The sequence below is a fragment of the Armatimonas sp. genome (genome assembly GCF_031410135.1).
Lineage (GTDB): Bacteria > Armatimonadota > Armatimonadia > Armatimonadales > Armatimonadaceae > Armatimonas.
In genome coordinates, this window is sequence record NZ_JANNYP010000405.1 from 40776 (window position 1) to 63581 (window position 22806).

The window sequence follows — 22806 nt, forward strand, 5'->3', positions numbered from 1 at the left end:
CAGGAGGAAGGCAAGAATGACACTCAACCGTCGGCAGGCACTCCAGCTTGCCGCTTTTGGACTACTTCAAGGCCCCGCTCTGGCGCAGGGGCAGGGGATACCCCACCGGTACTTTGGAGGCTTTGAGAACGACCCAACCGGCGAGAAACACGATACGACGCGCTGGGCAAAGCTGCCGATCCTCGGGGTTCTCTGCACCGTGACCTGGAAGCAGTCCCCCACGGACAAGTGGACCTGGTTTCGTGGGCTTAAGCAGGGCTACGCGGTCGGCAAGAACGTCTTGCTCAAAGACGAGTGGGAGGATCTATGGCTTGTGGGAGGCCGTCGGCTTTTTGGCAAGCTCTCGGGTGACCGGAAGACGGTCTGGGAGATTCCTCTGGCCCGCAAAGGCAAAGACCTCAAGCTCGGCAAGCCCGTGGCAACCACTTACACCGATCTGTGGCTTGGGGGGACGCTGGCCGGAGTGCGGAACCCGCGCACGGTTCAGCTGGCCTCAGAGTACGATGGATCTCTTCAGCCCAACACCGTCGCTGACATCGACTGGCTCGACAGCGACGGCGAGGTGATCACAACTCTGCACTCCGTCCTCCGCCCACCTGACTCCTACTACCAGTGCTACACTATCGAGTTTCTAGACCCGGGCAACCGGAAAGTGCGGGGATTCTTAGATAAGCAAGGGCAGCTCCTCTCGCCGCTCCTGCCCGAGGCCCGGAGCTTCGTCTACGTGGAGGGAAACCGGGAGACCTTCTGGTACGCCGTTCCCGTCAACGAGCAGAAGACCCGCTTCTTTCCCATCACGCAGCAAGGGCAGATTCCCACCGATGTGCTAAATGTGCGCGGCTACTATCCTAACATCACCTTTCCGGCTCCCGGTACCCCCGAGACGGCTTTTTCTCCTGTGATCGTTGGGGGGTGGCTGAAAGAGTACGAGCTGGAGAGCGGGCTGGCGTATGGCTGGGTCTCGAAGAACCTGAAGCAAGAGACGGGGCCGATGTGGCGCTCGATGCAGCGCCTGCCTGCGCCCAAGGTCGAGTGCCTGCTCGCTGAGCTGCTGGACGGGAGCTGGATGGTCTACCGGCTGGCACACTACACACTACGCGATGCGGGCCAGCCTGCCCATGAGCCACTCCTGCCCGAGCCCGCTCCCAGCCGCGCGGAGGCACTGCGTCGCTTGGAGCCTGTCTACCAGGAGAAGATCGTCAAGCCTCAAGAAGAGGCCCGCCAGAGAGAGCTGGAGCAGGCGCGACGCTACTGGGAGCAGCGAAGCAAAGACAACATCACTCTGCTCATCGCCCATGGCTACAAGCCCGGCCAAGCCACCGAAACACCTGCCGAGCTACAGGGTATCGCTGAGGCACTCCGAAGCATTCGCACCGCGATTGAGCTCCGTCAGTACAACGACTACCAGCAGGCGCTGGCCCGGCTCCCCACCGACTGGCAGATACGCTACATCATATCAGGGGGGCAGAGCGCCTTTGGAGAACACTATAGTATCACTGCAGACGTGGTGGAGGGCTATGCGAAAAGCGCCCGCGACCCTCAGCTCGCTGCCGAGCTTCGTCAGCGCACTGTGAGCCTTCGCGCTCAAGAAGAGGCACGCAAGAAGCAGGCAGAGCTCGATGCCACGGCGTTCAAGAAGCGCCAGGAAGAGTGGAAGCAACAGGGCAATCCCAACGGCCCCGCCAAACCCTCTGGGCATGTCTACACCGCTCCGCCCAGTGCCTCCTGGGTCTACAAATCACAGCCTAGCACTCCCACTTCATCGGGTCTCGGGCAGTACATGAAGGATCTCTATGAGTATGGGCGTGGTAGGGACTGGAAGCCCGTCTACCGATAACCTGATAGACTAAGTATTCAAAAGAACGTTCTGGAGGGTTTGGTTTTGTCTATTCTTGTGGTAGGGGGCGCGGGCTATATTGGTTCGCATACCTCACTGTATCTGAAGGAAAGTGGCCACGATGTGGTCGTGCTCGACAACTTCGAGCTGGGGCACCGAAAGGTCACGAAGATTCTGAACGTGCCCTTTGTCTATGCCGACTACGGCGATAGCGCAGCAGTTGCAAAGGCGATTCGCCAGTACAAGGTTGATGCAGTGATGCACTTTGGGGCCTATGCCTCGGTGCCAGACTCCGTGGCTGATCCGCGCAAGTACTACGAAGGAAATATCAGCAAGGGCCTCTCGCTTCTTGGGGCGATGCTGGACAACGGGGTCAAGAACCTGATCTTTTCGTCGAGCGCTGCGACGTTTGGTGAGCCGCAGATTCTCCCCATCCCCGAGGATCACCCGCAGAAGACCACCAACCCCTATGGTGAGACTAAGCTCATGTTCGAGCGGATCTTGAAGGACTACGAGCACGCCTTTGGCCTCACCAGCGTGAGCCTGCGCTACTTCAACGCAGCCGGTGCCGACTCCCAGGGCCGCCTTGGGGAAGACCATAGCCCCGAGCAGCACGCCCTGCCGCTTCTGCTAGACACCGCACTGGGCCGGAGAGAAAAATTCTTCGTCTACGGCACCGACTGGGACACCCGCGATGGAAGCTGCCTGCGGGACTTTATCCATGTCGAAGACCTCGCCGATGCCCATATCCGCGCCCTAGGCTATCTCCGCGAAGGCGGCAAGACCACTGCCTATAACCTGGGCAACACCTACGGCACCACAGTTCTGGAGGCGCTCGCCGCCGCGGAGAAAGTGACCGGCACCAAGATCAACTGGGAGTCCGCCCCGCGTCGTGCAGGCGACCCCGGACGGCTCTGTGCCTCGTGTGAGAAGATCAAGGCAGAGCTAGGTTGGTCGCCCAAGTACCCGGATATCGAATCCATCCTCAAGCACGCCTACGAGTGGCGCAAGTCCCACCCCAAGGGCTACTACACCGAGTCCGGGGATTAAAATCCCCGACTTAGAATGCTAGAAGCGGCACTTGCAGGATTCGGGCGGGGCCGAGGAGGCCGGAGTCGAGGGGCTTGTCGTCCTTGGTCCAGTAGCGCCAGGTGGTGAATGTGACGCGGTCGGTGGCGGGGCGGGGCTTGCCTTCGAGAAGCCACTTGGGCCAGGCTTTTATCGGGCCAGTCTTGCCGGTCCACTCGACGCCTTCTTCTGGGGGAAGCTGCTCGTCGCCGATGAGGCGATTCACCCAGAGGTTGGTGAGCTTGATTTCGAGTGAGTTGCTTCCGGGGCGCACTAGGTCGGTGATGTCCACGCGCCACGGGGCTTTCCAGAGGGTGGCGATGGCCTGGCCGTTGAGGAGCACGTCGGCGAAATTTTTAACCACTCCCAGGTCTAGGATCACGGCGCGGGTGGGGTCGGGCGTGACGGTGAAGCTGGTCTTGTAGGTGACAGTGCCGGAGAAGTACTTCGCGTCGGGCTCCGTAAACTCTGTCCAGGAGACGAGCTTTTCGAGTGTGCGCGGCTCTTGACCGGGGAAGGTGAGCTCCCAAGCGGTAAGTGGGGTTTCGCGCAGAGCTGGGGCAGACACTTGCTTGATCGCGCCACGCGGGTCGGTGAAGGCGTAGGTGCCCGGCGTGTAGGCGAGGAGCTTGCCATTCGTGAGCGTGAACTCAGGGAGGGCATTGTCGGGGCCGCTGCCGAGGAGCACCAGTGTCGCGTTCTCCCCGACGGTCTTCTCTAGCGGCTTACCATCGAGCGTGTAGGAGATGCGGAGGTGCTTGACATGGAGGTTGATCGGGTCGCCAAAGAGGGCGTTGCTGGCGGGAATCTCGGTCTCTCCCTTGGCCACCAGCTCCTTCACTTTCGCGGTCACATCTGCGCCACCGGCACCGTCAACGGCCTCGTAGCGTGCGGAGAGGATTTCCAGAACCGGCGGCTTGGCGATAGCTACCGGGCCGCCCGTGCGCTCGACCTTCGAAAAACTCTTGCCTGGCTTGCTGCCCTTGCGGAAGACCACAAAGACCGACTCGGCGGGGCCAAGGGCAAGCGTGACATTTGTGTGGGTTTTATCCGTTGTCCAGAGCGGGGCGGTCTCCGTCGTGCCTGTCTCGGGGTGCCAGAGCTCGGGGGCGCGGCCCGCGACGCGGAAGCCAACCGTGGCTTTTTGCTGGGTGTAGCGCTGGTTGCTGACAAAGTAGATCTCCGCATCGGGCAGGCTACGGTGCAGCCAGACAAACGGCGTGCCCTTGGGAAGCGCGACATCGGGCGGAGGGAGCGCGGCCTCCAGCGTCGTGAGCGTGAGCTGCGCGCCCAGTGCCTTCACTTCGGCATCGCAGGCTGGGTAGCCGACCAGGCTCGGGGATTTCTCCGGCTTGCGTCCCACAATCTTCGCGCCCGCCTTGCTCAGCTCCACCAGCTTGGCTGTTGTCTGCGGGGTCAGCCAGACCGAGTCGGGGATCATGAGGACTTTGTAGCGTGCGCCGCTGGGCAGCACTACCTCGCCTTTATCCACTTTTGCGGTCAGCAGTACCGTGCGGTCGCAGCCGTCGTAGTCGTAGCCGGGTGGCAGGCTGGGGCGGTAGAGATCGTTGGGGGCATCGTCACCACAGAACGTCAGCACATCGGCCACGAAGCGCCCGGACTGGAGCAGGTGCTGGCAGCGCGCGACGTAGGTCAGCCAGGTGCCTGCTTGTTTCCACCATGTCTGAGTGCGCTCGATATGTGAGCCCCACGGCCCCATGGTCATGCCTGGCTTGAGATCCAGCCACGGCTGGTGGGCGTAGCGGTGGAAGATATAGCGGTTCACGCCCTGGCTAAACATCCGGTCGCCCAGCGCCTTGATCCCATAGGGCTCGACCTGCCAGCGCCCCTCCATCTCGCTTGCGGTAAACGACTCCGCCCCCACAATCTTGCGGCCCATCACATGGGCGCAGCTCGCCGCGATCTTGACGGTCTCGCCCGCGCCGCCGCCCGGCACCCAGAACTCGCCCATCAGAATATCGCCCTGCATCCCGAGCTGAAGGTTATCAAACGGGCCGTTGCCGTAGGGCTCGATGGAGAACTGCATTTTATTTTCGTGGCAGAGCTCTTTAAAGCGCCCGGCGTAGTTCTCGGTGAAGAGATCGGCGATCGTGCGTCGCCAGTCCCATAAGAAGCGCTCGGACTGCTCCGGGCTCCCGATCACACGGCCCGTGACCACGGGCATCCAGGGCAGGGGATCGTAGCGGTGCTGGGCGATAAAAGCGCGGCGCAGCTTGGGGGTCCAGTTCTGGCTGCCCATCTCGTAGGAGTCAATCAGCGCATTGTTAAACGACTTGCCCACCAGCTCCGGCCCCATGTCCGTGAGCACCGGCGCGACCCCTTTCTCCCAGTGTAGCTCAATGGCCTCCCGGCTGAGCTTGTCGCACTCCAGGCCCCGGCCCGCCTCGGGTGCGGGAGCGTTTTGTGCACCGGTCGGGGTATGGCCCATACGCAATAGTAGCCACTCTCCCGCTGGGGCTTCCCAGGTAAGCTTGCCCTCGGCGGTGCACTGTAAGACCGTCACATCGTCCCAGGGAATCGCACCATTGATGACGGCTCCCCCACCCACCACACCCTTCACATTGAGCCCGAGCCCATCGCCACCCCGGTCAAAGAGAGCCTTGGCGCGGATATTCTCCAGGCGTGCCGTATCTCCTCCTACCGGAATCTTCACCGCTAGCACCGCGATATCGTTGTAGTACTTTTCCCGCTTTGTCGGCTCTTTCAGGGTCAGTGTCAGCTTGCTCCCGCCCGTAACCGTAGTCTCGGACCAAGTAAGCACCTGCATCGCAAACTCCGGCGTGATCCAAGGGCCGCCCGAGCTCGACCAGCCTGCGCAGTTGTGAAAGCACAGCTCGATCCCGAGGCGCTTGGCCTCTTTGGCCGCGTGCACCATCGCCTGCCGCCACTCGGGGGTCATGTAGAGCACTTTCCCCAGCGGAATCCCTTGATCCACATTGAAGATCTGTGCCCCGCCGATTCCCGCCTGCGCCATCGCCTCTAGGTCGGCGGTGATCCCCTCGTGTGAGATATTGCCGTTCATCCAGTGCCACCAGGTGTGAGGCCGCGCCGCCAGCGGCGGCGTCTGGAAGGACTTTGCCTCCAGCACCTCAGACGGCATGGGGGTAGCCTGGGGCGCTTTCTTTTCGAGCTTCTCTTTTGGCTCTTTTTCCTGAGCAAGAGTGGGAGTGGCCACAAGGGCAAAGCTGGAAGCGAGAAACACGCGTCGGTTCATAGGAAGAGATTCGGCACTAGCAGGAACTCTCCCTGCCTCCGCAACAATATTCTGTCAAATCACTCTCAGTTTCTGGAGGTTAGAAAATGCGCTCTATTTTGTCTTTTGTTCTTATTCCGCCTGCTTTGTTCCTTACCGGCTGCCTGGTGGTGACTGTGCCAGCGCCAACACCGGAAAAACCTCGTCTCCCTGACGCGACCTTAGAGCCTCAACCAAATCAGGGCACCGGTATTGTCGTTATAGGAGACAATAATGGGATTATTGTGGGGGGGACTTCCGTATCGCGTACCGGTCAGACAGTTGGAGTGGGCGAGGTGGTTTCTCAATCACGCAAGCTCGGCAGCTTTATGCGGATTTCGTGCACTGGGACTCTCGATATTGAAGTGGTTTGTGGCAAAGCACAGAGCGTGACAGTGACGGCGCAGGCAAATCTCCAGTCCTTGATCCGCACTGAGGTTCGAGGAGACACACTCACGATTACGGAGGAGGAAAGCTTGTATACGGACAAGCCGCTACGAGTTAAGGTTACCTGCCCGACACTGGATACGATCTCCTCGCGCGGAACGGGTAGTGTAATCGTGAGCCAGCTCAAGGCCGAGAGCTTGTCGGTTGATCTATCGGGTACCGGAACCATCACGCTCTCCGGCACCACAGAGACCGCTGATCTCCAGCTCTCCGGAACGGGTGAGCTGGATGCAGAGGACTTACAGGCTCATGAGGCAACGGCTCAGTGCTCGGGGACAGGCTCGCTCCTCGTCTGGGCATCTCAGCGCCTCGATGCCAGAGTCTCCGGGACAGGTAGTATTCTTTACAAAGGCAAACCTGAGCAACTTCGTGAGCAGATCAGCGGACTTGGAGCGATCCGCCAGCGCTAGACATCTCTGAGGAGAGTTTTTCCGGGTCATGTGAGCGATTCCAGGGCGACGACAAGCTGGGCGAAGAGGGCTGTGATCTCGGCGATGGAGATACTGTCCCGGTCGTCGCCGGTGGTGGGGATGGGAGTCAGTACCTTGAGAAAGGCGTCCTCGGGGTGGTTGGCACTCGCAGCGCTCACCAGGGCGTTGTAGGAGGGCACCATGTAGGGGCAGGAGCTGACGGGGATGGCGTGGCGCAGGTGCTGGATAGTCTCGGTGGCCATGCGGATAATTGTGGCGTCGTTCATTGTTCTTGTTCTTCTTTCTGAGTAGTTGAGGTGAGAGCTTCGCGGATCTTGCGGACTCCGTGAAAGAGGCGCGACTTGACCGTGCCTTCGGGACACTGCATCCGTACGGCGATCTCGGGGATGGTCCAGCCACCAAAGTAGTGCAGCAGAACGGCCATGCGCTGGTCGGTAGGGAGCGCCTCGACACTGGCACGAACCTCGGATTGCACTTGCTGGGTGAGGATTGCGTCTAGAAGATCGCTGCTAAGCTCACTTCTTGGCTCTACTTGCTCATCCCAGGCCACAAGCGTGACACCGGGAATGCGCCGCAGATAACTCCGTCCCACATTCAGCGCGAGCTGCTTAAGATAAGCCACAAACTGCCCTCGTCCTTTGTAGGAACTCCCATGGCGATGGAGCCGGGTGAATACCTCCTGCGTTAGATCCTCCGCCGCTTCCAGGTCGGAGGTCATGGCGCTGAGCAGACGGCAGACCCAGGGGCGGTGGCGGCGGACAAGCTCGGTAAAACAAGCCGCCTCGCCGCGCACCGCTCGCTGGAGCAGGCTGTCATCATCTCCGGTTGGTCGTCGCATCTCACCCTAATAAACCCGGCTTTCTCACAAACCGTTCAGTGCGGGGTAGGATATTTTTATGGACACCGATTTCCGCGTTTTATGCAACGGCACCAAGCTTCATTTTCGCGTGCGGGGGACGAGCGCCAAAAATCCCCACTTGCTGCTGCTGCACGGCGGGCCGGGGTTTTCGAGCCACATGTTCTATCCGTGGGGTGTAGCGCTGGAGAGCAAGCTCAATCTTGTCTACCTGGATCAGCGTGGCTGCGGTGAGTCGGAAAAACTGACGCCCCAGACAGCGAAGAGCTTCACGGTGGCAACTCTCTTGAAAGATATCGAGGCGGTTCGAGCGCACCTGAAGCTCGGAAAGTGGTTCGTTCTAGGTCACTCGTGGGACTGGAGTACGTCGCGGCCTTTCCTAAAGCGGTGCGTGGCTATGTGCACATGGACGGCCTGATCTCCCAGCCTCTGAGCCAGGACGCGATCTTTGCGGCGGCAGGGGAGTGGGTCAAGCGCGATGCGCTCAGTGAGAGTGCCGAGCGGCGAGCACGCGGAAAGCGGCTTGCGCCCTTTGTGGACTATGGCCCTAAGCTCCCGCCGGGGACGCAGCGGCTACTCTCGGCGATGCAGTTTGCCATGTCGCTACCCGAGCTCTACTACGCCGACCTAAAGCAGCAAGCGGCCTACCAGGCGAAGATTATCGCAGCGCTCAAAGCCTACAAAGTCCCCGAGTCGGTGCTCTACGCCAACGAGCCGGGTATTGCCCTCGCCCAGAACGATGGCTACGCGACGCGCGATGCACAGTCTCTGTTTCCGAAGATCACCGTGCCGACGCTGATTCTCAATGGCAACCAAGACGGCGTGATCCCACCGGAGCACGCCCGGCTCGCCGCGAAGGGAATCAGCGGCGCTCGGCTGGAGCTATTGGATCGCTGTGGGCACTTCCCGTTTGTTGAGCAGCCCGAGAAGACCACCCAGGCGATCCTAAAGCTCGTCGGTTAGACGCTAGAGAATCGGCTCGTAGAGGTCGGTGCGAACTTCCTCGACGGGAGTTGTCTCGCAGTCGTTGACATAGACCTCGAAGCAGGGGCGGGAGGGATCTAGAGTCTGTCCGCTTGTCGGGAACCACTCGCCCATAAACCGCCCCCAGGCCGCGCTCAGCCCGGAGTAGTCGCCTAGGTACGTGGTCACAGCGTAGCGCCCGCCCGCAAGCTCCAGCACCTGAACCGTCGGATCGTCGGTGGTAAAGTCCGCAGCGACCACGGCGCAGATATCGGAGCGCAGCTCTGCGGCAGGAACCGTCTCGGGGTCGTCGTGGAAAATCGCCAGGCCCGGCCCTGTCTGTGTGACTCCATTTGCCCCCAGCCAGCCCATGAGCCTGCCAAAGACCGGCCCCATCTCCGGGTACGGCCCGATATGTCGCAGTGCCACCACGCGCCAGGCGGGGGCATTTTCTTGAATCGTAACGTCCATTAAAGTTCCTTTCGTGCGAGGGACAAACACCGGCACGACTCCTGAAGCGCTCCAGTGCAAGCTGTTGGAAGTGGGCAAGCGGCAGCCCCGGCAGCTCGCAACAAACTCCGAGGGAGCGCAGCCAAACGTAGCCCGAAAGGCGCGGCTAAACGCCTCCAAGCTCTCATAGCCCGCGTCGAAGGCCACTTCGGTGACCCGCTGGCCTGAGTGTAGGCTACTCGCCGCCCGCTCCAACCGCAAGCGCCGAAGAAACTCACCAGGGCTCTCCCCGATCATTCCAGCAAACATCCGGCTAAAGTGAAACGCCGAGAACCCTGCGGCCTCGGCGAGCATGGCAGGCGTTGCGTCTTGCGCGGTAAAGGCCGCTGCAATCGCCCGCTGGATGGCTTCTTGGTAGAAGTGCTCTGTGTCTGTCCTCACAAGAGCACTCTACCGTTTGCCTCAAGCGTTTGCCTGATATTTCTTGCGGACTTACATGCCCGCAAACAGAAAGACTTCACGGACGATCTTGTCGCCTTCAACGGTGTAGATTCCCACCTCATCGGCGACAATGCGTTGGCCGTTGGACTTCATGGTGACATCAAGCTTGAAGCGCACCACGAACTGATTCACACCACAGAATGGCCCCTCGACTTCAATGCCATGTACTTCATGGTTTGCTATCCAATCTGCTCCCTTGGCTTCGCAGGCTACCAGCCCGACCACTTCGGAGCCGTCGCCTTCCACACTGACGATTCCCTCGGCGTAGTACGCCGCCATTGCTTCGTCAAACTTACCTTCGCGGCAAAGGTCAACCAGACCCTGTCCAATCTCTGAAACGTTCATCACAAACCTCCAGGCAAGAGTATAGCGGCATTTTTACGGAATAGCAAACTAATGTTTGTTAAATTCAGAAAAAGAAAAAGCCGGGCACATCTGCCCGGCTTTTGGGGGATTTTCTAGATTTTCTCGCCGTACTTATCAAAGTGCAGCGCCTTGCACTGCTCTGTCCAGTTCTCGCGACCGATGCGGCCTTGGAAGTGCTCGATATGCTCTGCGACTTGCTCCAGCATCTCAGGGGAGAGAAGGGCGATCTGCTTGAAGGTGCGGATTCCCAGGGTGTGGAGCTTGGACTCAATAAAGGGGCCGACTCCGATGATTTCCTTGAGATCATCTTCGCGATTTTGTTCCACAGCGGCAATGGTGAGCCCTGCCGCTTTGGTTGCTGCGGGGGTAGCACGAAGGCGCGCCAGCTCTGCGGCTTGCTGCTGAAGGCGGGTCTCTTGTGCATTGAGCTGGGCCTGCGCGGTCTGAATGGTCGCGTTGGCGGTCTGGATATTAGTGTTGGCCTGGGTCAGTGCCTGGGTATGGGCAGAAAGCTGATCTTGCGATTTTGTGAGTGCTTCTTTCAACTGATCGCGCTCAGCGGCGATTGCCTCAAGTGCTCCAAGAGTTTTAGGCCCTGTCTCGGTGAGCCGGGGCTTGGTTTCGACGGTCTGTACCTTGCCCTCCGAAGCAACCCGTAGCTTCTCATACTTTTCCAGGTTGAGTGTTAGCTCATCAAGGCGTGCGTTAAGCGGGATGGCTTCGGCGCGAACCCGATCACGGTCGGTCTTGGCTGTCGAGATCTCCGCTTTGAGGGCTTCGAGCTGCTTGTCGCGCTCTAGCTTGAGCGTTTCGAGCTGCTTGTCGCGCTCTAGCAAGCCGCGCTTGGCGTTGTCTAGGTCTTTTTGTAGCTTGGTGTCTTGCTCGGGCTTTACTGCCGACGAGCGGTTGCGACCTAGCCACCACAGGGCCAGCAAGTACCCCGCGACGGCGGCGAGGAGAAGACATATCCAGATAAAAGAGAGAAAGTGGAGCATAGCGATTCCTTCGTTAGCGTACCGTAAAGCCCGTGCGTCGGTTACGTCGTCGGCCTTCTTCGGTGGCGTTAGAAGCGATAGGTTGTGAGGAGCCGTAGCCCCTTGCAAAAAGATGAACGGAGGGGATTCCACGGGAGACCAGGTAAGCACGGACAGAGTCTGCGCGCTTCTGACTCAGGAGACGGTTGGCGACAGAGTCACCCTCGCCATCGGTGTGACCTCCGACAACGACCGTCGCCCCCATCTGCGTTTTGAGCGCCTCGGTAATCTGGTTGAGATAGGGGTAGGCCTCGGGCTTGATACGGGAGCTTGCGGTGGCAAAGAGAACCTCACCCGAGGCCACCGCTACATTGATTTGTGCCTGTGCTTTCTGGCGCTCCGTCTCGGAAAGAGCAGCGGTGCTGGAAGGCTCCGGCACGGCGCGTGGCTCCCCCGCGAGCGTGAGCTGGTTTTCCAGAGTCACCCCCGACGGAAGCGTGGCCTTCATCATAGCCCCAAACTTCTGGCGCTCCGCATCCGAGCGAACCAGACCCGCCATCGTGATCACATCGCCGCCCGCGGAGAGCTCTAGGTTACGGACACTCTTCAGAGCCGTGAGAGTCTTAAGAGGCTGCTCGGGCCAGCCAAGCTCGCCTCCACTACCACTCAGAGTTGTCTCATCTTTGACCGTCCCGCCGAAGGCTGCCTGAACAGCTCGAACTGCGGCTTTGCGGCTGGCATCGTCTGGATAGACCCCACGGACATAGTGAATGCCTTCGTAGCTGAGTACCTGAACCAGCCCGGTTACATTCCCGGTTGTCACGACGGCCGCAGGCTTCGGCGAAGCGCTAGGCGCAGGTGAGGCTGAGGCTACTGGTGAAGCGCTGGGTGTGGGCGTGGCCGAGGCAGAAGCAACGGCGACGGGCGAAGCGCTGGGTTTCGGCGAGGGCTTTGCGCCGTTCTGACCCAAGAGATTGACATCGAAGAACCAGGGCACATGCGCCGACAACTCGTTCTGGACGATGGACTGCGCACGGGTTGCGGTACTAGAGGGGCCAAAGAGGTTGACATCAAGACCATCCACCCCGACACTCCAGTCTGTCTTGCCGGGCTGCCCCATGAGCCCATCGCGCTTCAGGGCTGCCTCCGCCTCGCCTTTTAAGTACTTCTCAATGGGCGTGCGATGGCAGGTTGGGCACAAGACAGCCAGTGCCAGCAGCCCCAGTGCCCCCAAACATCCTGCGGAATTATGGTTCATAGTTCTTGTAGGAATGTACCTTTCCTAAAGCAAACTGGCAAGCGTTTTAGAATAAACCGGTAAGCTTCTCAGTAAGAAAAAACGGTACACTGGGCACTATGGTTGAAAATGTCTCTCGGACCGTTTTGTCTAACGGCGTTCGTGTGGTAACGGAAAGCATTCCGACGGTTCAGTCGGTCTCGGTGGGTCTCTGGGCGAGTGCGGGCTCGCGTGATGAGGAGCCGCGCCTGCGAGGCATCTCGCACTTCTTAGAGCACATGTTTTTTAAGGGCACGCAGCGCCGCCCGACTGCCAAGGACATCGCCGATGAGATGGACGCGCTGGGCGGCTATCTCAATGCGTTTACGGACAAAGAGTTCACGTGCTATTACGCCCGCGTTCTCTCCGAGCACCTGCCCGTCGGTTTAGATATTCTCACCGACATGCTCACCGGCTCGCTCTTCGATCCTGAGGAGACGGCAAAAGAGCGCAAAGTGGTGCTAGAGGAGATCAAGCGGCGCGACGACGACCCGGAAGACATGGTGCACGATCTTTTCGGGGAGACGATCTACCCCGATCATGTGCTGGGCCTGCCGGTGATCGGTAGTGTGGAGACGGTCTCTGCGTTTACCCCAGACGACCTGCGTGGCTATGTTGCGCGGCGCTACGGTCCACAGAGCCTTGTGGTGGCCGCTGCCGGAAACTTGGAGCATGCCGCCGTGGTCGCTCTGGCAGAGCAGATGCTGGGGAGCCTTCCCGCCGGTGAGCCCAACGCCCCCTTGTCGCGCCCGATCGCCGCTCCAGGGCACTTACTCTACAGCCGCCCGACCGAGCAGGTGAATTTCTGTGTTGGTGTGGGGGGCTACGGCCAGAACGACGAAGAAAAGTACCCGCTGGCGATCTTGGATAGCATTTTAGGCGGCTCGATGGGCGCACGACTCTTCCAGGAGATTCGGGAGAAGCGCGGCCTGGCCTACTCCGTCGGCTCCTATGCTGCGACGCACCGTGAGGGGGGCTACTTTGCCGCCTACGGGGGCACGTCGCCGGAGAACTTCGAGGAGTGCCTGGACTTGGTGCGTGCGGAGTTTGCCAAAGTCCGCAAAGAGGGGGTCAGTGAGGCGGAACTCCAGCGCTCTAAAAATCAGTTCCGTGGCGCCCTTATCATGGCCCAAGAGTCCATGAGCAGCCGTATGACTCGCCTAGGCAAGTCCGAGCTGTACTACAACCGCGTTCCACTCCTAGCCGAGGCGCTGGCCAAGATTGACGCCGTGACAGTCGCCGATGTCCACGCGATCGCTGAGGCCATCTTGCCCGAAGATGCTGCAAAGCTCACTATCGCCGCCATCGGGCCGTTTGAGGAAGCCGACAAAGAAGCCCTCGCGGAGCTTGAGGAGTAGACTGCCCTCCAACCCCCCCGGCCCCCTTCCTCCCACTAACGGAGCCCTTCGGGTGGGAGGAAGGGGGAGATACAGAGGGGGAGTCAGTGGGGGTTAGGGCTTCTCCGCAGGAATGAGCCGCTGCCCGGTGGCGCGGCGGGGCTGGAAGCCGACGGTGGCAAGCTCGCTGCTCTTATCGGTGTCGTCGCTACAGGCGCAGAGGTAGTGCCGTACGCGGGAGTTGGCTGTCGCCAGCGCGTCGAGCGCCTGGTTGCGTGCCGCTGTCACCACCCGCCGCGCCCCCACGGTGGCCTTTGGCTCCAGAGCCGTGATCACCCCCAGCTCGTGGCTCAGTAGGTCTATCAGCGCCTGGGGGTAGCGGGCACGCAACGGCTGGATCACCGCCGCCGTCGCGAGTGCCTTGCGCCCCAGTGCTAGGAGCCGCCCCTCGCCCGTCAGCTCCCCGAGCATCCCGCCGTCCCAGCCATACGCCTCGAAGATCCCGCGCCGCACCACCTCGCTCTCTAATTCGTAGCCGGGAATCGCCTTGATAAAGTTGTAGCCATCGCGCAGGCGCTGCTCTAAACGCTCCAGCGCCTCGCGTTTCAGCGCCGCACTGCGCGTGCGATCTCCCGTGGCAAGCTGCTGCGCCTCATCAAGCTGCAAACACGCCGCCAGCCGCGTCTCATGGAGGGTACGAAGCCACGCCGGAAGCTTGAACGCATCTCCGTCGCTTTTGGCATCGTCACTGCTGCGGATGAGCTTACCCACCCGCACGGTCTCTTCCACTTGCTTGTTCGTCATCGTCTATTTCTCGCTTTATATTTATAAAAGAGCGTCTGAGTGCATCTCAAACTCGACTTTGAAGACCACTCAAACGTCTGGACACTTCTCCTACTCGACTTGGAAATGCGCTAAAACAACACTCTGCTCTTACACTCCGACCCGGAAGAGCAATCCAGCCTTCAAGTGCTTGTCAAACTCGACCCGCACATCTCTTGCAACGCTCCCCCACGCCTCCCACTGCTTGCCCACCCACACCGGAGTAGGCTACACTGATTCTCATACGAAGCGAAGGAAGAGACCGTTCCCATGCCCGACCATTCCAACGACCACGGCTATCAAAAAGCTCTTGAAGCCATCGAAAAAGCCGCAAAGAACAACGCCACAACGCTTAATCTTGATGGCAATGACCTCATGAGACTTCCTGCCGAGATTGGGAAACTAACGAACCTAACCAATCTTGACCTTAGCGACAATGTCCTGACGAGCCTTCCTGCCGAGATCGGGAATCTAACAAACCTAACTTGGCTTTACCTTTACAACAACAGTCTGACGAGCCTTCCCGCCGAGATCGGGAATCTAACAAACCTAACCGGGCTTTACCTTCTCAACAACGACCTGACAAGTCTTCCTGCCGAGATTGGGAAACTAATGAACCTAACTGATCTTGACCTTCGCAACAACGACCTGACAAGTCTTCCCGCTGAGATCGGGAAGCTAACGAACCTAAACTGGCTTGGTCTTGACGATAATGTTCTAATGAGTCTTCCTGCTGAGATAGAGAAGCTAACGAAACTAACGAACTTAGCCAATCTTGGCCTTAGCGACAACGCTCTGACAAGTCTTCCTGCCGAGATCGGAGAGCTTATCGGCTTGGAGACGCTTGACCTTAGCAACAACAACCTAGCAAGTCTTCCCGCCGAGATCGGGAAACTAACGAACCTAAACTGGCTTGGTCTTGAGGGCAACGGTTTGACGAGTTTTCCCAGAGAGATTGTGCAGCTTACCGGCTTGGAGACGCTTGACCTTCGAGACAACGCCCTGACAAGTCTTCCCATCGATATCGGGAAACTGACTGGCTTGGAGAGGCTTAAACTTGATGGTAACGACCTGACGAGCCTTCCTGCTGAGATCGGAGAACTTACCGGCTTGGAGAGGCTTGATCTTGAGGGCAACGGCCTGATAAGTCTTCCTGACCAGATCGGGAAACTGACGAACCTAACCTGGCTTGTGTTGACAAATAATAAGCTCACTAGTTTTTCTGCTGAGATTGGGAATCTTACCAGTTTGCAGGTGCTTTACCTTGATAGCAACGGCCTGACAAGCCTTCCTGACCAGATCGTGAAGCTTACCAGTTTGAAGACGCTTGTGCTGACGAATAACAGTCTCACGAGCCTTCCTGCCCAGATCGGGAAACTTACTGGCTTGGAGACGCTTAATCTTGACGGTAACATCCTGACGAGTCTTCCTGCTGAGATCGCAAAGCTTACCAGCTTGCAGGTGCTTGGCCTTAGTAACAACCGCCTGTCAAGTCTTCCCGTTGAGATCGTGCAACTGACGAATCTAACCTGGCTTGACCTTCGCGGCAACGAAGCTCTTGGAATTCCTGAGGAGATATTGGAAAAAGTTGGGGATGCGCAGGAAATTCTTGCTTATCTCAAGGAACGGCAAACAGCAGGATAGGTGCCATTTGATACGTCGTAGAACCCCACCAAGCCCCCTCTGACTCCCCCTTCCTCCCACCCGAAGGGCCAAAGTTATTGGGAGGAAGGGGGCCGGGGGGTAGGAGGGAAAACCGGGGTAGGAGGGCAATTCAGGGTACACTACCCGCATGATTAAAGTTGCTGTTTCCGGTGCACTAGGCCGGATGGGAAGTGAAGTGGTGCGTGCGGTGACGGTTGCCGACGGGATGGAAGTGGTCGCGCAGATCGAGGTCGGTGATGACATGGGCGCGGTTCTACGAGAGAGCCAGCCTGCCGTGATGGTGGACTTCACCGTGCCATCGTCGGCGATGACCAATATCCGCACGGCGCTGGAGAGTAACGTCATCCCGATTGTGGGAACCACGGGCCTCTCACCTGCCGATCTTGATGAGCTGCGCCAGCTCTGCGAGAAGCACAACACAGCGTGCTTGATCGCGCCCAACTTTGCTATCGGCGCGATTCTGATGATGCAGTTCTCGGCGCAAGCGGCTAAGTACTTGCCCGATGTTGAGATTATCGAGATGCACCACGAGCAGAAAGTGGACGCGCCCTCAGGAACTGCCGTCAAGACGGCCCAGATGATCGCCGAGGCCCGCACAGGCACTCCTGTCGCCAAGCCCGAGAATGCCTTTGAGAGCCATGTGGGCGCGACGGGAGGCGAGGTGGACGGGATTCCCGTGCACTCGGTGCGCCTGCCGGGTTTTGTGGCCAGCCAGGAAGTGATTTTTGGGGCGCAGGGCCAGCGCCTCTCGATCCGCCACGACTCGCTGGATCGCACCAGCTTCATGCCCGGCGTCGTGCTGGCCATCCGAAAGTCGGCGAGCATGTCGGGACTGGTTTACGGGCTAGAGAAGCTTCTCTAGCCATGATGCCTCGGGGTATTGCGCGCCAGATCTTCTTAGGCTATGTCCTGCCGCTGATCGTTTTATTGGTGGCAGGACTGCTCATTCCTATTCTGCTCTGGGGCTTTGCAGGGCGCTATCGAGGCGAGTTTGCGGCGCGCAAGGAGCTGGCCAGTCGCATGGAAGTGCTGGCCCATGCGGCGATGGATGTCGCCGAGGCGGAGGCGAACCTTAAGCGCTTCAAAGACCCCGCCTTTCGGAGTGCACAGAACCAGGCACGGAGTATCTACCGGGATCGCTACCAGGAGATCATGTCGTGGTTTGAAGACCATCCTGCTCCCGCGCTGGCGAAAGAATTTAGAGGGGTACACGCCCAGTTTCAGGTCTGGGATCGTAAAGGGAGTCGTGCTGCTGCGGCGTTTGAGCCCATTAAAGCCACGCTAGTGCGGCTGACCAACCAGACTGCCCAGGCCCGTGATCGCTACGAGCCTCTGTACCTAACAGCGGACTCTCTGCGTGTCGTGGCCATTATTATTTTTCCGCTGGGAGCCTTGGTAAGCGCCTTGATGATCGGGCGCTCCATTGCTCGCTCGATTACCGAGCCTCTGGAAGCACTGGTCTCGGCGGTGGAGCGGCTGGAGCGCAAAGAGATCACGCCTGCGGAGCTACCCGATGAGAGCGGGCGCGACGATGAAGTGGGGGAGCTTTGGCAGGCACTGCGACGTATGGCCGAGACTGTCGCTGAGCGAGAGAGCACACTGGAGGCCCGGAGTAAGGCACTTGCCGTCACCGGGCGGCGACTGGAGTCCGTACTCGATGCCACCAACGATGGCGTGGCGCTGCTCAGCCGCGAGGGACGCTTTTTACTGGCAAACCCACGCTTTGCCGCGTTCTTTGGGATGGAGTCGGAGGACTTGCAGGACCAGAACTTTGCGAGGATCGGCCCACGGCTCCTCTCCCTCTTTAAAGGGAGCGACCAGGAACCTGCCCGGCTGCGCTTGCGGGAAGTCTTGCGCGACACGGAGCGCGTGGCGGATGAGACGTTCGCTCTGGCGCGTCCTCTCCCTAGGGTTCTGCGCTTTTATTCGTCACCAGTTCGCACTGAGGGGACACTGATTGGGCGTATCGTGATCTTGCGCGATGTGACGCGTGAGACCGAGGCGGATCGGCTCAAGAGTGAGTTTGCCTCGACCGTCTCGCACGAGCTACGCACCCCGCTGACGGCTATCAGTGGCAATGTTGCCCTCTTGCTCTCCGAGAAACCCGGTTCTCTCACGGAGGATCAGCGCGAGTTTCTGGCTCTGACTCAGATCAGTGTGCTGCGCCTTACGGGGCTGATCACCGAGATGTTGGATCTCTCCAAGCTGGAGTCTACAGGGCTACAGATGGAGCACAAGCCGCTCGACTGTGGCCTTTTGGCGCGTCAAGTGGTGCGGACCATGGAGGAGCAAGCGCGCACGCGTGGGCTGAGCTTGACCTTGAACATGCCAGAGAGCATTCCCATCGTTCGGGGAGACACGGATCGGATCGCGCAAGTGCTGATGAACCTGATTTCCAATGCGCTGAAGTACACTCCCTCGGGCGGCAAGGTCGTTGTGCGCCTCGCCGCAGACGATACCCAGCTCACGGTGCGGGTTGCGGATACGGGAATCGGAATCACAGCGGAGGATCGCGCACGGCTCTTTGATAAGTTCTTCCGCGCGGACAACTCGACAACACGCAATGTTGGAGGAACCGGCTTGGGGCTCGCGATTTCCAAGACTATTGTGGAAGCACTGGGGGGAACCATCTGGGTGGAGAGCACGCCGGGAATCGGGAGTACGTTTGCCTTCACTCTCCCTCTGGCTGGTACAGAACCGGAGAAAGAGGCCCCCGAGGAGCTGGCGTCTCCTACAGGCCCCCGCCGCCTCTTGCTCCTGGTGCACGACCAGACCCCGATTCTCCACCGCCTCAATCATACGTTTTCCAACCAGGGAATGATTGTCAGTGCGGCGGCAGTTCCTGATGAAGCACTACGCAGGGCGCGTGGCCTGCACCCCGATGCTCTCTTACTACCCCCTTTGACTGCGACCTTCGATTCTTTCCAGCTCCTACGTCACCTGCGCGCCGATCCCCAGACAGAGCGGGTCACGGTGTTGATCTACGCGTTGCGAGCCGTAGGAAATACCTATGAGCTACGTGATAGTTTACTTCTGTCTCTGCAGGAAAAGCTTGCCAGTGCGCTCAGTAACCTCAAGACCGATGAGCATGCTCGAAATCGGCCCGTGGTGATCGTGGGAGACGAAGCCCTCTTTCAGGCGACACGTGACCTCTGGCCTCGTCAGAGTGCCTCCCCCCTGCTCTGGTGCTCGAAGAGTGAGGAGCTCGTGAGTAAAGTGGGGCCACTCTGTCCTCTCGCGGTCGTCTGTGATACCACGACCCAGGACATGCGCCCTGTGGGAGCTTTTTCGCGGGGGCCTCTGGAGCGTCACAGTAACCAGCGCGTTGCCTGGCTCTACTTGGGCGACTTCGGCTCCCGCACACGCCTTCTCGTTCCTCATGGAGCAGGCTCCGTCTCGTTGGAACGCTCCGCCAGTGTGGTACAAGAGGCCATCTCCGCCGCGATCTAGCAGGATCTTTTAAGTTTAAGTGGTCTTGTCGCTGGACACGACTCCGTTTTTTACGTAAAATCGAAAGTTAAGATGAAGCACCGATTGCTCTCGTTTTCGTTACTGACCAGCGTGGGCTTATGGGCGGTGGCCTTTGCCGCTCCTGAGCCGGTGAACTACCGCCGGGATGTCCGTCCTCTCCTGGCTGCCAACTGTCTGCGCTGCCATGGGGCTGATGAGCATAGCCGCTCCGCAAACTTGCGCCTGGATGAGCCCAACCGTGCCGTGATCCCCGGCGATATTCTCGCCAGCAAGCTCATCACGCGTGTTACTCGGCCTGTCGGCGATGCGCTCAAGATGCCGCCCCAAGAAACGGGGCACAGCCTGACGGAGCCGCAGATCAACACTCTACGGCGCTGGATTGGGCAAGGCGCAAAGTACGAAGGTCACTGGGCATTTAGCCGCCCCCTAGCCCCCGCTCGCGGGGGAATAGATCCGTTTGTGATTGCTCGGCTGGCGAAAGAGAAGCTTGCGCTCTCGCCTGAGGCGGATCGCTGGACACTGGCGCGGCGGGTGGCGCTGGACCTGACGGGGCTACCGCCGAGCCTCAAAGACGCCGAGGCATTTGTGAGCGACAAAGCGCCCAATGCCTACGAGAAATTTGTGGACTCTCAGCTCGCCTCACCGCATTTTGGAGAGAAGTGGGCGCGGATCTGGCTGGACTTGGGCCGCTACGCCGACTCAGCGGGCTACGGCTCCGACCCGCTTCGGCCCAATCTCTGGCCTTGGCGTGACTGGCTGATTGCTGCGTTTAATGCCAATAAGCCTTTTGATCAGTTCACGCTGGAGTTGCTTGCGGGGGACTTGCTGCCGGGTGGCACCGAAGATCAGAAGATCGCGACGGCCTTTCACCGCAATACCATGACCAACACCGAGGGTGGCACCAGTGATGAAGAGTTTCGCACCGCGGCCGTGAAAGATCGAACCGTTGTCACGATGCAGGCGTGGATGGGGCTGACCTACCAGTGCGCCCAGTGTCATACCCACAAGTTCGACCCGATCTCCAAGACCGATTTCTATCGGACGATGGCGATCTTCAACCAGACTGAGGACAATGACCAGCCTAACGAGTCTCCGACCATGCCGGTCTTGACAGGATCACAGCGACAGAAAAAGCTGGCACTGGAGAGCGAGCTCGCGGAGCTGGAGAAGTTGCGCACGGCAGAGCCGGCGGGAAAAGCCCCGAGCGCTCGCTTTGTGCGCGTGACACTTCCAGGCACGGCATTTCTGATGCTCGCCGAGGTGCAGGCGCTGAGCGGCAGCGAGAATCTGGCACGCAAGGGCAAGGCCAGCCAGTCCAGCACGGACTTTAGCGGCGAGGCGGCGCGGGCCATTGACGGTAACACGAGCGGCAAGTTCCCTGACAACACCGTGACGCACACCAAGCAGGAGAAAGACCCCTGGTGGGAAGTAGACCTAGGCGCGACCTACCCCCTCCAGAGTGTCGCTCTCTGGCCGCGCACCGATGCCCACCCCGGCATGCTCGCTAATGTTCGCATCACACTCTACGACGAAAACCGAAAAATAGTCGGGGAGCAGAGCCTCTCTGGCGCGATCACATCTGTAAAAACGGCCCTGCTCACCGACTCGCCCACTGCCCAAAAAATTGCCCAGAAACAGTCCGAGCTCGCTGCGATAAAGCCGATTCCCTTGCCCGTGATGCGTGAGCTCCCCGAGGCCAAGCGGCGTATCTCCCACGCACTCACACTGGCAAACTACCTTCAGCCCGAGGAAGTCGTTGCTCCTGCGGGGCCAGGAGCGTTTGTGAAAAAGCCGCTCACCAACCGCTTAGAGCTGGCCAAGTGGCTTGTGGCGAGGGAGAACCCGCTGACAGCGCGTGTCCAAGTGAACCGTTTCTGGGCGCAGCTCTTCGGGACGGGACTTGTTGAGACCGAGGAAGACTTCGGGACACAAGGCTCGTCGCCCACGCACCCCGAGCTTCTCGACTATCTGGCACTAGACTTTCAGCGCGACTGGAATGTCAAGCGCTTTCTCAAGAGCCTTGTGATGAGTAATACCTACCGTCAGAGTAGCAAGTTCACGCCCGACCGGCTCGCACGTGACCCCAAGGCCCGCCTGCTTTCGCGCTACCCCCGTCGCCGTTTGGATGCCGAGGGAGTTCGCGACCAGGCGCTCGCCGTCAGTGGTCTTCTCTCACACAAGCTCGGTGGCCCCAGTGTCTACCCACCGCAGCCTGATGGTCTCTGGAAAGCGGCGTTTAACGGCGAGCGTTCGTACCCCACCAGCATGGGCGAAGATCGTTACCGACGTGGGCTCTATACGTTCTGGCGACGCACCGTTCCATATCCCAGTATGCAGACCTTCGATGCCCCCAGCCGCGAGTTCTGCACCGTGCGCCGCATTCCTACCAACACGCCCCTCCAAGCCCTGGTAACATTGAACGATCCCGCCTATCTCGAAATGGCGGTCGGCTTGGCTAAACGCCTCGAAGGGAAAACACCCGCCGAGAAAGCCCGTCACGGCCTGCGCCTCGCTCTCTGCCGCCCCGCACTAGATAGCCAAATCCCGCCGCTTGTCGCACTGTTTGAGAGCGAGAAGGCGCACTACGCTGCAAATTTGATGGAAGCGAAAAAGCTCACGGGGGCCGAAGACGCTGAACTCGCAGCATGGACCGTGGTCGCCAATGTTTTGCTGAACTTAGATGGCGTGCTGACAAAGGGGTGAGTCCCGCCGATTGGAACGGCGAGACGGGAGCTACCGCCCCTCCAACGGGCGGGAAGAAAAAACGAAAATGACTGAACTAGAACTCATGCAAGCCCGCGCGATGTCGCGGCGGACGTTTTTTGGCAAGACGGGTCTGGGGCTAGGCGCACTGGCGCTTGGTGCATTGGAAGCACAAGCTCTCCCCTCTCCCACCCGAAGGGCTCCGTTATTGGGAGAGGGGTCGGCGAAGCCGGGGGTGAGGGCCAAAGCGGTGATCTACTTGCACATGTCTGGTGCGCCGCCGTCGCTGGACTTGCTCGACTACAAACCCAAGCTCAACGAGCTACACATGCAGGACTGCCCGGACTCGTATCTGGCAGGGGAGCGCTTCGCCTTTATCAAGGGCA

At 59.7% G+C, this 22806-nt stretch carries 18 protein-coding genes and 1 pseudogene; 11 read left to right on the forward strand and 8 right to left on the reverse strand.

Translation table 11 applies throughout. From position 1 onward, the window contains the following. The first annotated feature begins 16 nt into the window (after positions 1–16). Both RMO15_RS14790 and galE read left to right on the forward strand, forming a co-directional pair. Entirely contained in the window at positions 17–1837 is a 1821-nt protein-coding gene (locus RMO15_RS14790) for a hypothetical protein (RefSeq protein WP_309714151.1), read from the forward strand. Positions 1838–1882: 45 nt separating this feature from the next. Beyond that, complete coding sequence (gene galE / locus RMO15_RS14795; protein ID WP_309714153.1) at positions 1883–2887, forward strand: UDP-glucose 4-epimerase GalE; 1005 nt, start codon at positions 1883–1885, stop codon at positions 2885–2887. A gap of 10 nt (positions 2888–2897) precedes the next feature. Here galE and RMO15_RS14800 read toward each other — a convergent pair whose 3' ends face one another. Further along, positions 2898–6140, reverse strand: coding sequence for a glycosyl hydrolase (locus tag RMO15_RS14800; RefSeq protein WP_309714154.1), 3243 nt, complete (start codon positions 6138–6140; stop codon positions 2898–2900). Between the two features lie 347 nt (positions 6141–6487). On the opposite strand from RMO15_RS14800, the gene RMO15_RS14805 reads away from it, so the two are divergent. Then, positions 6488–7015 (forward strand): head GIN domain-containing protein, encoded by a 528-nt coding sequence (locus RMO15_RS14805; RefSeq protein WP_309714156.1) that lies wholly within the window; start codon positions 6488–6490, stop codon positions 7013–7015. A 26-nt stretch (positions 7016–7041) separates the two neighbouring features. On the opposite strand, the gene RMO15_RS14810 is transcribed toward RMO15_RS14805, so the two are convergent. Further along, positions 7042–7302 (reverse strand): hypothetical protein, encoded by a 261-nt coding sequence (locus RMO15_RS14810; RefSeq protein WP_309714158.1) that lies wholly within the window; start codon positions 7300–7302, stop codon positions 7042–7044. Next, entirely contained in the window at positions 7299–7874 is a 576-nt protein-coding gene (locus RMO15_RS14815) for an RNA polymerase sigma factor (RefSeq protein ID WP_309714160.1), read from the reverse strand. The genes RMO15_RS14810 and RMO15_RS14815 overlap by 4 nt, the downstream gene beginning before the upstream one ends. A gap of 58 nt (positions 7875–7932) precedes the next feature. On the opposite strand from RMO15_RS14815, the gene RMO15_RS14820 reads away from it, so the two are divergent. Both RMO15_RS14820 and RMO15_RS14825 read left to right on the forward strand, forming a co-directional pair. Next, on the forward strand, positions 7933–8310 hold the full coding sequence (locus RMO15_RS14820) for an alpha/beta fold hydrolase (RefSeq protein ID WP_309714162.1): 378 nt from the start codon (positions 7933–7935) through the stop codon (positions 8308–8310). Continuing rightward, positions 8244–8855, forward strand: a complete 612-nt coding sequence (locus tag RMO15_RS14825; RefSeq protein WP_309714164.1) for an alpha/beta fold hydrolase — start codon at positions 8244–8246, stop codon at positions 8853–8855. The genes RMO15_RS14820 and RMO15_RS14825 overlap by 67 nt, the downstream gene beginning before the upstream one ends. Positions 8856–8858: 3 nt before the next feature. On the opposite strand, the gene RMO15_RS14830 is transcribed toward RMO15_RS14825, so the two are convergent. The 4 genes from RMO15_RS14830 to RMO15_RS14845 all read right to left on the reverse strand — a co-directional run bounded on the left by RMO15_RS14830 (position 8859) and on the right by RMO15_RS14845 (position 12404). Continuing rightward, positions 8859–9746 carry a GyrI-like domain-containing protein gene (locus tag RMO15_RS14830; RefSeq protein WP_309714166.1) on the reverse strand — a complete coding sequence of 296 codons (888 nt, stop codon included), beginning with the start codon at positions 9744–9746 and terminating at the stop codon, positions 8859–8861. Between the two features lie 51 nt (positions 9747–9797). Continuing rightward, on the reverse strand, positions 9798–10151 hold the full coding sequence (locus RMO15_RS14835) for a nuclear transport factor 2 family protein (RefSeq protein ID WP_309714168.1): 354 nt from the start codon (positions 10149–10151) through the stop codon (positions 9798–9800). 113 nt (positions 10152–10264) lie between these two features. Continuing rightward, a complete protein-coding gene (locus RMO15_RS14840; protein WP_309714170.1) occupies positions 10265–11167 on the reverse strand; it encodes a hypothetical protein in 903 nt (300 codons plus the stop codon). A gap of 13 nt (positions 11168–11180) precedes the next feature. Then, entirely contained in the window at positions 11181–12404 is a 1224-nt protein-coding gene (locus RMO15_RS14845) for an OmpA family protein (RefSeq protein ID WP_309714172.1), read from the reverse strand. Positions 12405–12502: 98 nt separating this feature from the next. On the opposite strand from RMO15_RS14845, the gene RMO15_RS14850 reads away from it, so the two are divergent. Continuing rightward, positions 12503–13780: a pitrilysin family protein gene (locus RMO15_RS14850; RefSeq protein WP_309714174.1), complete on the forward strand. Its 1278-nt coding sequence runs from the start codon at positions 12503–12505 to the stop codon at positions 13778–13780. 93 nt (positions 13781–13873) lie between these two features. Here RMO15_RS14850 and RMO15_RS14855 read toward each other — a convergent pair whose 3' ends face one another. Continuing rightward, positions 13874–14563, reverse strand: coding sequence for a hypothetical protein (locus RMO15_RS14855; RefSeq protein ID WP_309714176.1), 690 nt, complete (start codon positions 14561–14563; stop codon positions 13874–13876). Positions 14564–14851: 288 nt separating this feature from the next. On the opposite strand from RMO15_RS14855, the gene RMO15_RS14860 reads away from it, so the two are divergent. From RMO15_RS14860 to RMO15_RS14880, 5 genes and pseudogenes are all read left to right on the forward strand, one after another. Continuing rightward, positions 14852–16225 (forward strand): leucine-rich repeat domain-containing protein, encoded by a 1374-nt coding sequence (locus tag RMO15_RS14860; protein ID WP_309714178.1) that lies wholly within the window; start codon positions 14852–14854, stop codon positions 16223–16225. Positions 16226–16373: 148 nt separating this feature from the next. Further along, complete coding sequence (gene dapB, locus RMO15_RS14865; RefSeq protein ID WP_309714180.1) at positions 16374–17108, forward strand: 4-hydroxy-tetrahydrodipicolinate reductase; 735 nt, start codon at positions 16374–16376, stop codon at positions 17106–17108. A 2-nt stretch (positions 17109–17110) separates the two neighbouring features. Further along, entirely contained in the window at positions 17111–19696 is a 2586-nt protein-coding gene (locus RMO15_RS14870; protein WP_309714182.1) for an ATP-binding protein, read from the forward strand. 72 nt (positions 19697–19768) lie between these two features. Beyond that, entirely contained in the window at positions 19769–22420 is a 2652-nt protein-coding gene (locus RMO15_RS14875; protein ID WP_309714184.1) for a DUF1553 domain-containing protein, read from the forward strand. Between the two features lie 67 nt (positions 22421–22487). Continuing rightward, positions 22488–22806 (forward strand): annotated as a pseudogene (locus RMO15_RS14880) (sulfatase); the annotation flags it as partial.

Excerpts from the sequence above, each read along its gene's own strand:
- RMO15_RS14870 (WP_309714182.1), top strand. The coding sequence starts at position 17,111 with ATGATGCCTCGGGGTATTGCGCGCCAGATCTTCTTAGGCTATGTCCTG.
- RMO15_RS14860 (WP_309714178.1), top strand. The coding sequence starts at position 14,852 with ATGCCCGACCATTCCAACGACCACGGCTATCAAAAAGCTCTTGAAGCC.
- RMO15_RS14855 (WP_309714176.1), bottom strand. The coding sequence starts at position 14,563 with ATGACGAACAAGCAAGTGGAAGAGACCGTGCGGGTGGGTAAGCTCATC.
- RMO15_RS14835 (WP_309714168.1), bottom strand. The coding sequence starts at position 10,151 with ATGAACGTTTCAGAGATTGGACAGGGTCTGGTTGACCTTTGCCGCGAA.
- RMO15_RS14810 (WP_309714158.1), bottom strand. The coding sequence starts at position 7,302 with ATGAACGACGCCACAATTATCCGCATGGCCACCGAGACTATCCAGCAC.
- RMO15_RS14840 (WP_309714170.1), bottom strand. The coding sequence starts at position 11,167 with ATGCTCCACTTTCTCTCTTTTATCTGGATATGTCTTCTCCTCGCCGCC.
- RMO15_RS14790 (WP_309714151.1), top strand. The coding sequence starts at position 17 with ATGACACTCAACCGTCGGCAGGCACTCCAGCTTGCCGCTTTTGGACTA.
- RMO15_RS14850 (WP_309714174.1), top strand. The coding sequence starts at position 12,503 with ATGGTTGAAAATGTCTCTCGGACCGTTTTGTCTAACGGCGTTCGTGTG.
- dapB (WP_309714180.1), top strand. The coding sequence starts at position 16,374 with ATGATTAAAGTTGCTGTTTCCGGTGCACTAGGCCGGATGGGAAGTGAA.
- RMO15_RS14800 (WP_309714154.1), bottom strand. The coding sequence starts at position 6,140 with ATGAACCGACGCGTGTTTCTCGCTTCCAGCTTTGCCCTTGTGGCCACT.
- RMO15_RS14805 (WP_309714156.1), top strand. The coding sequence starts at position 6,488 with ATGCGGATTTCGTGCACTGGGACTCTCGATATTGAAGTGGTTTGTGGC.
- RMO15_RS14815 (WP_309714160.1), bottom strand. The coding sequence starts at position 7,874 with ATGCGACGACCAACCGGAGATGATGACAGCCTGCTCCAGCGAGCGGTG.
- RMO15_RS14875 (WP_309714184.1), top strand. The coding sequence starts at position 19,769 with ATGAAGCACCGATTGCTCTCGTTTTCGTTACTGACCAGCGTGGGCTTA.
- RMO15_RS14845 (WP_309714172.1), bottom strand. The coding sequence starts at position 12,404 with ATGAACCATAATTCCGCAGGATGTTTGGGGGCACTGGGGCTGCTGGCA.
- RMO15_RS14820 (WP_309714162.1), top strand. The coding sequence starts at position 7,933 with ATGGACACCGATTTCCGCGTTTTATGCAACGGCACCAAGCTTCATTTT.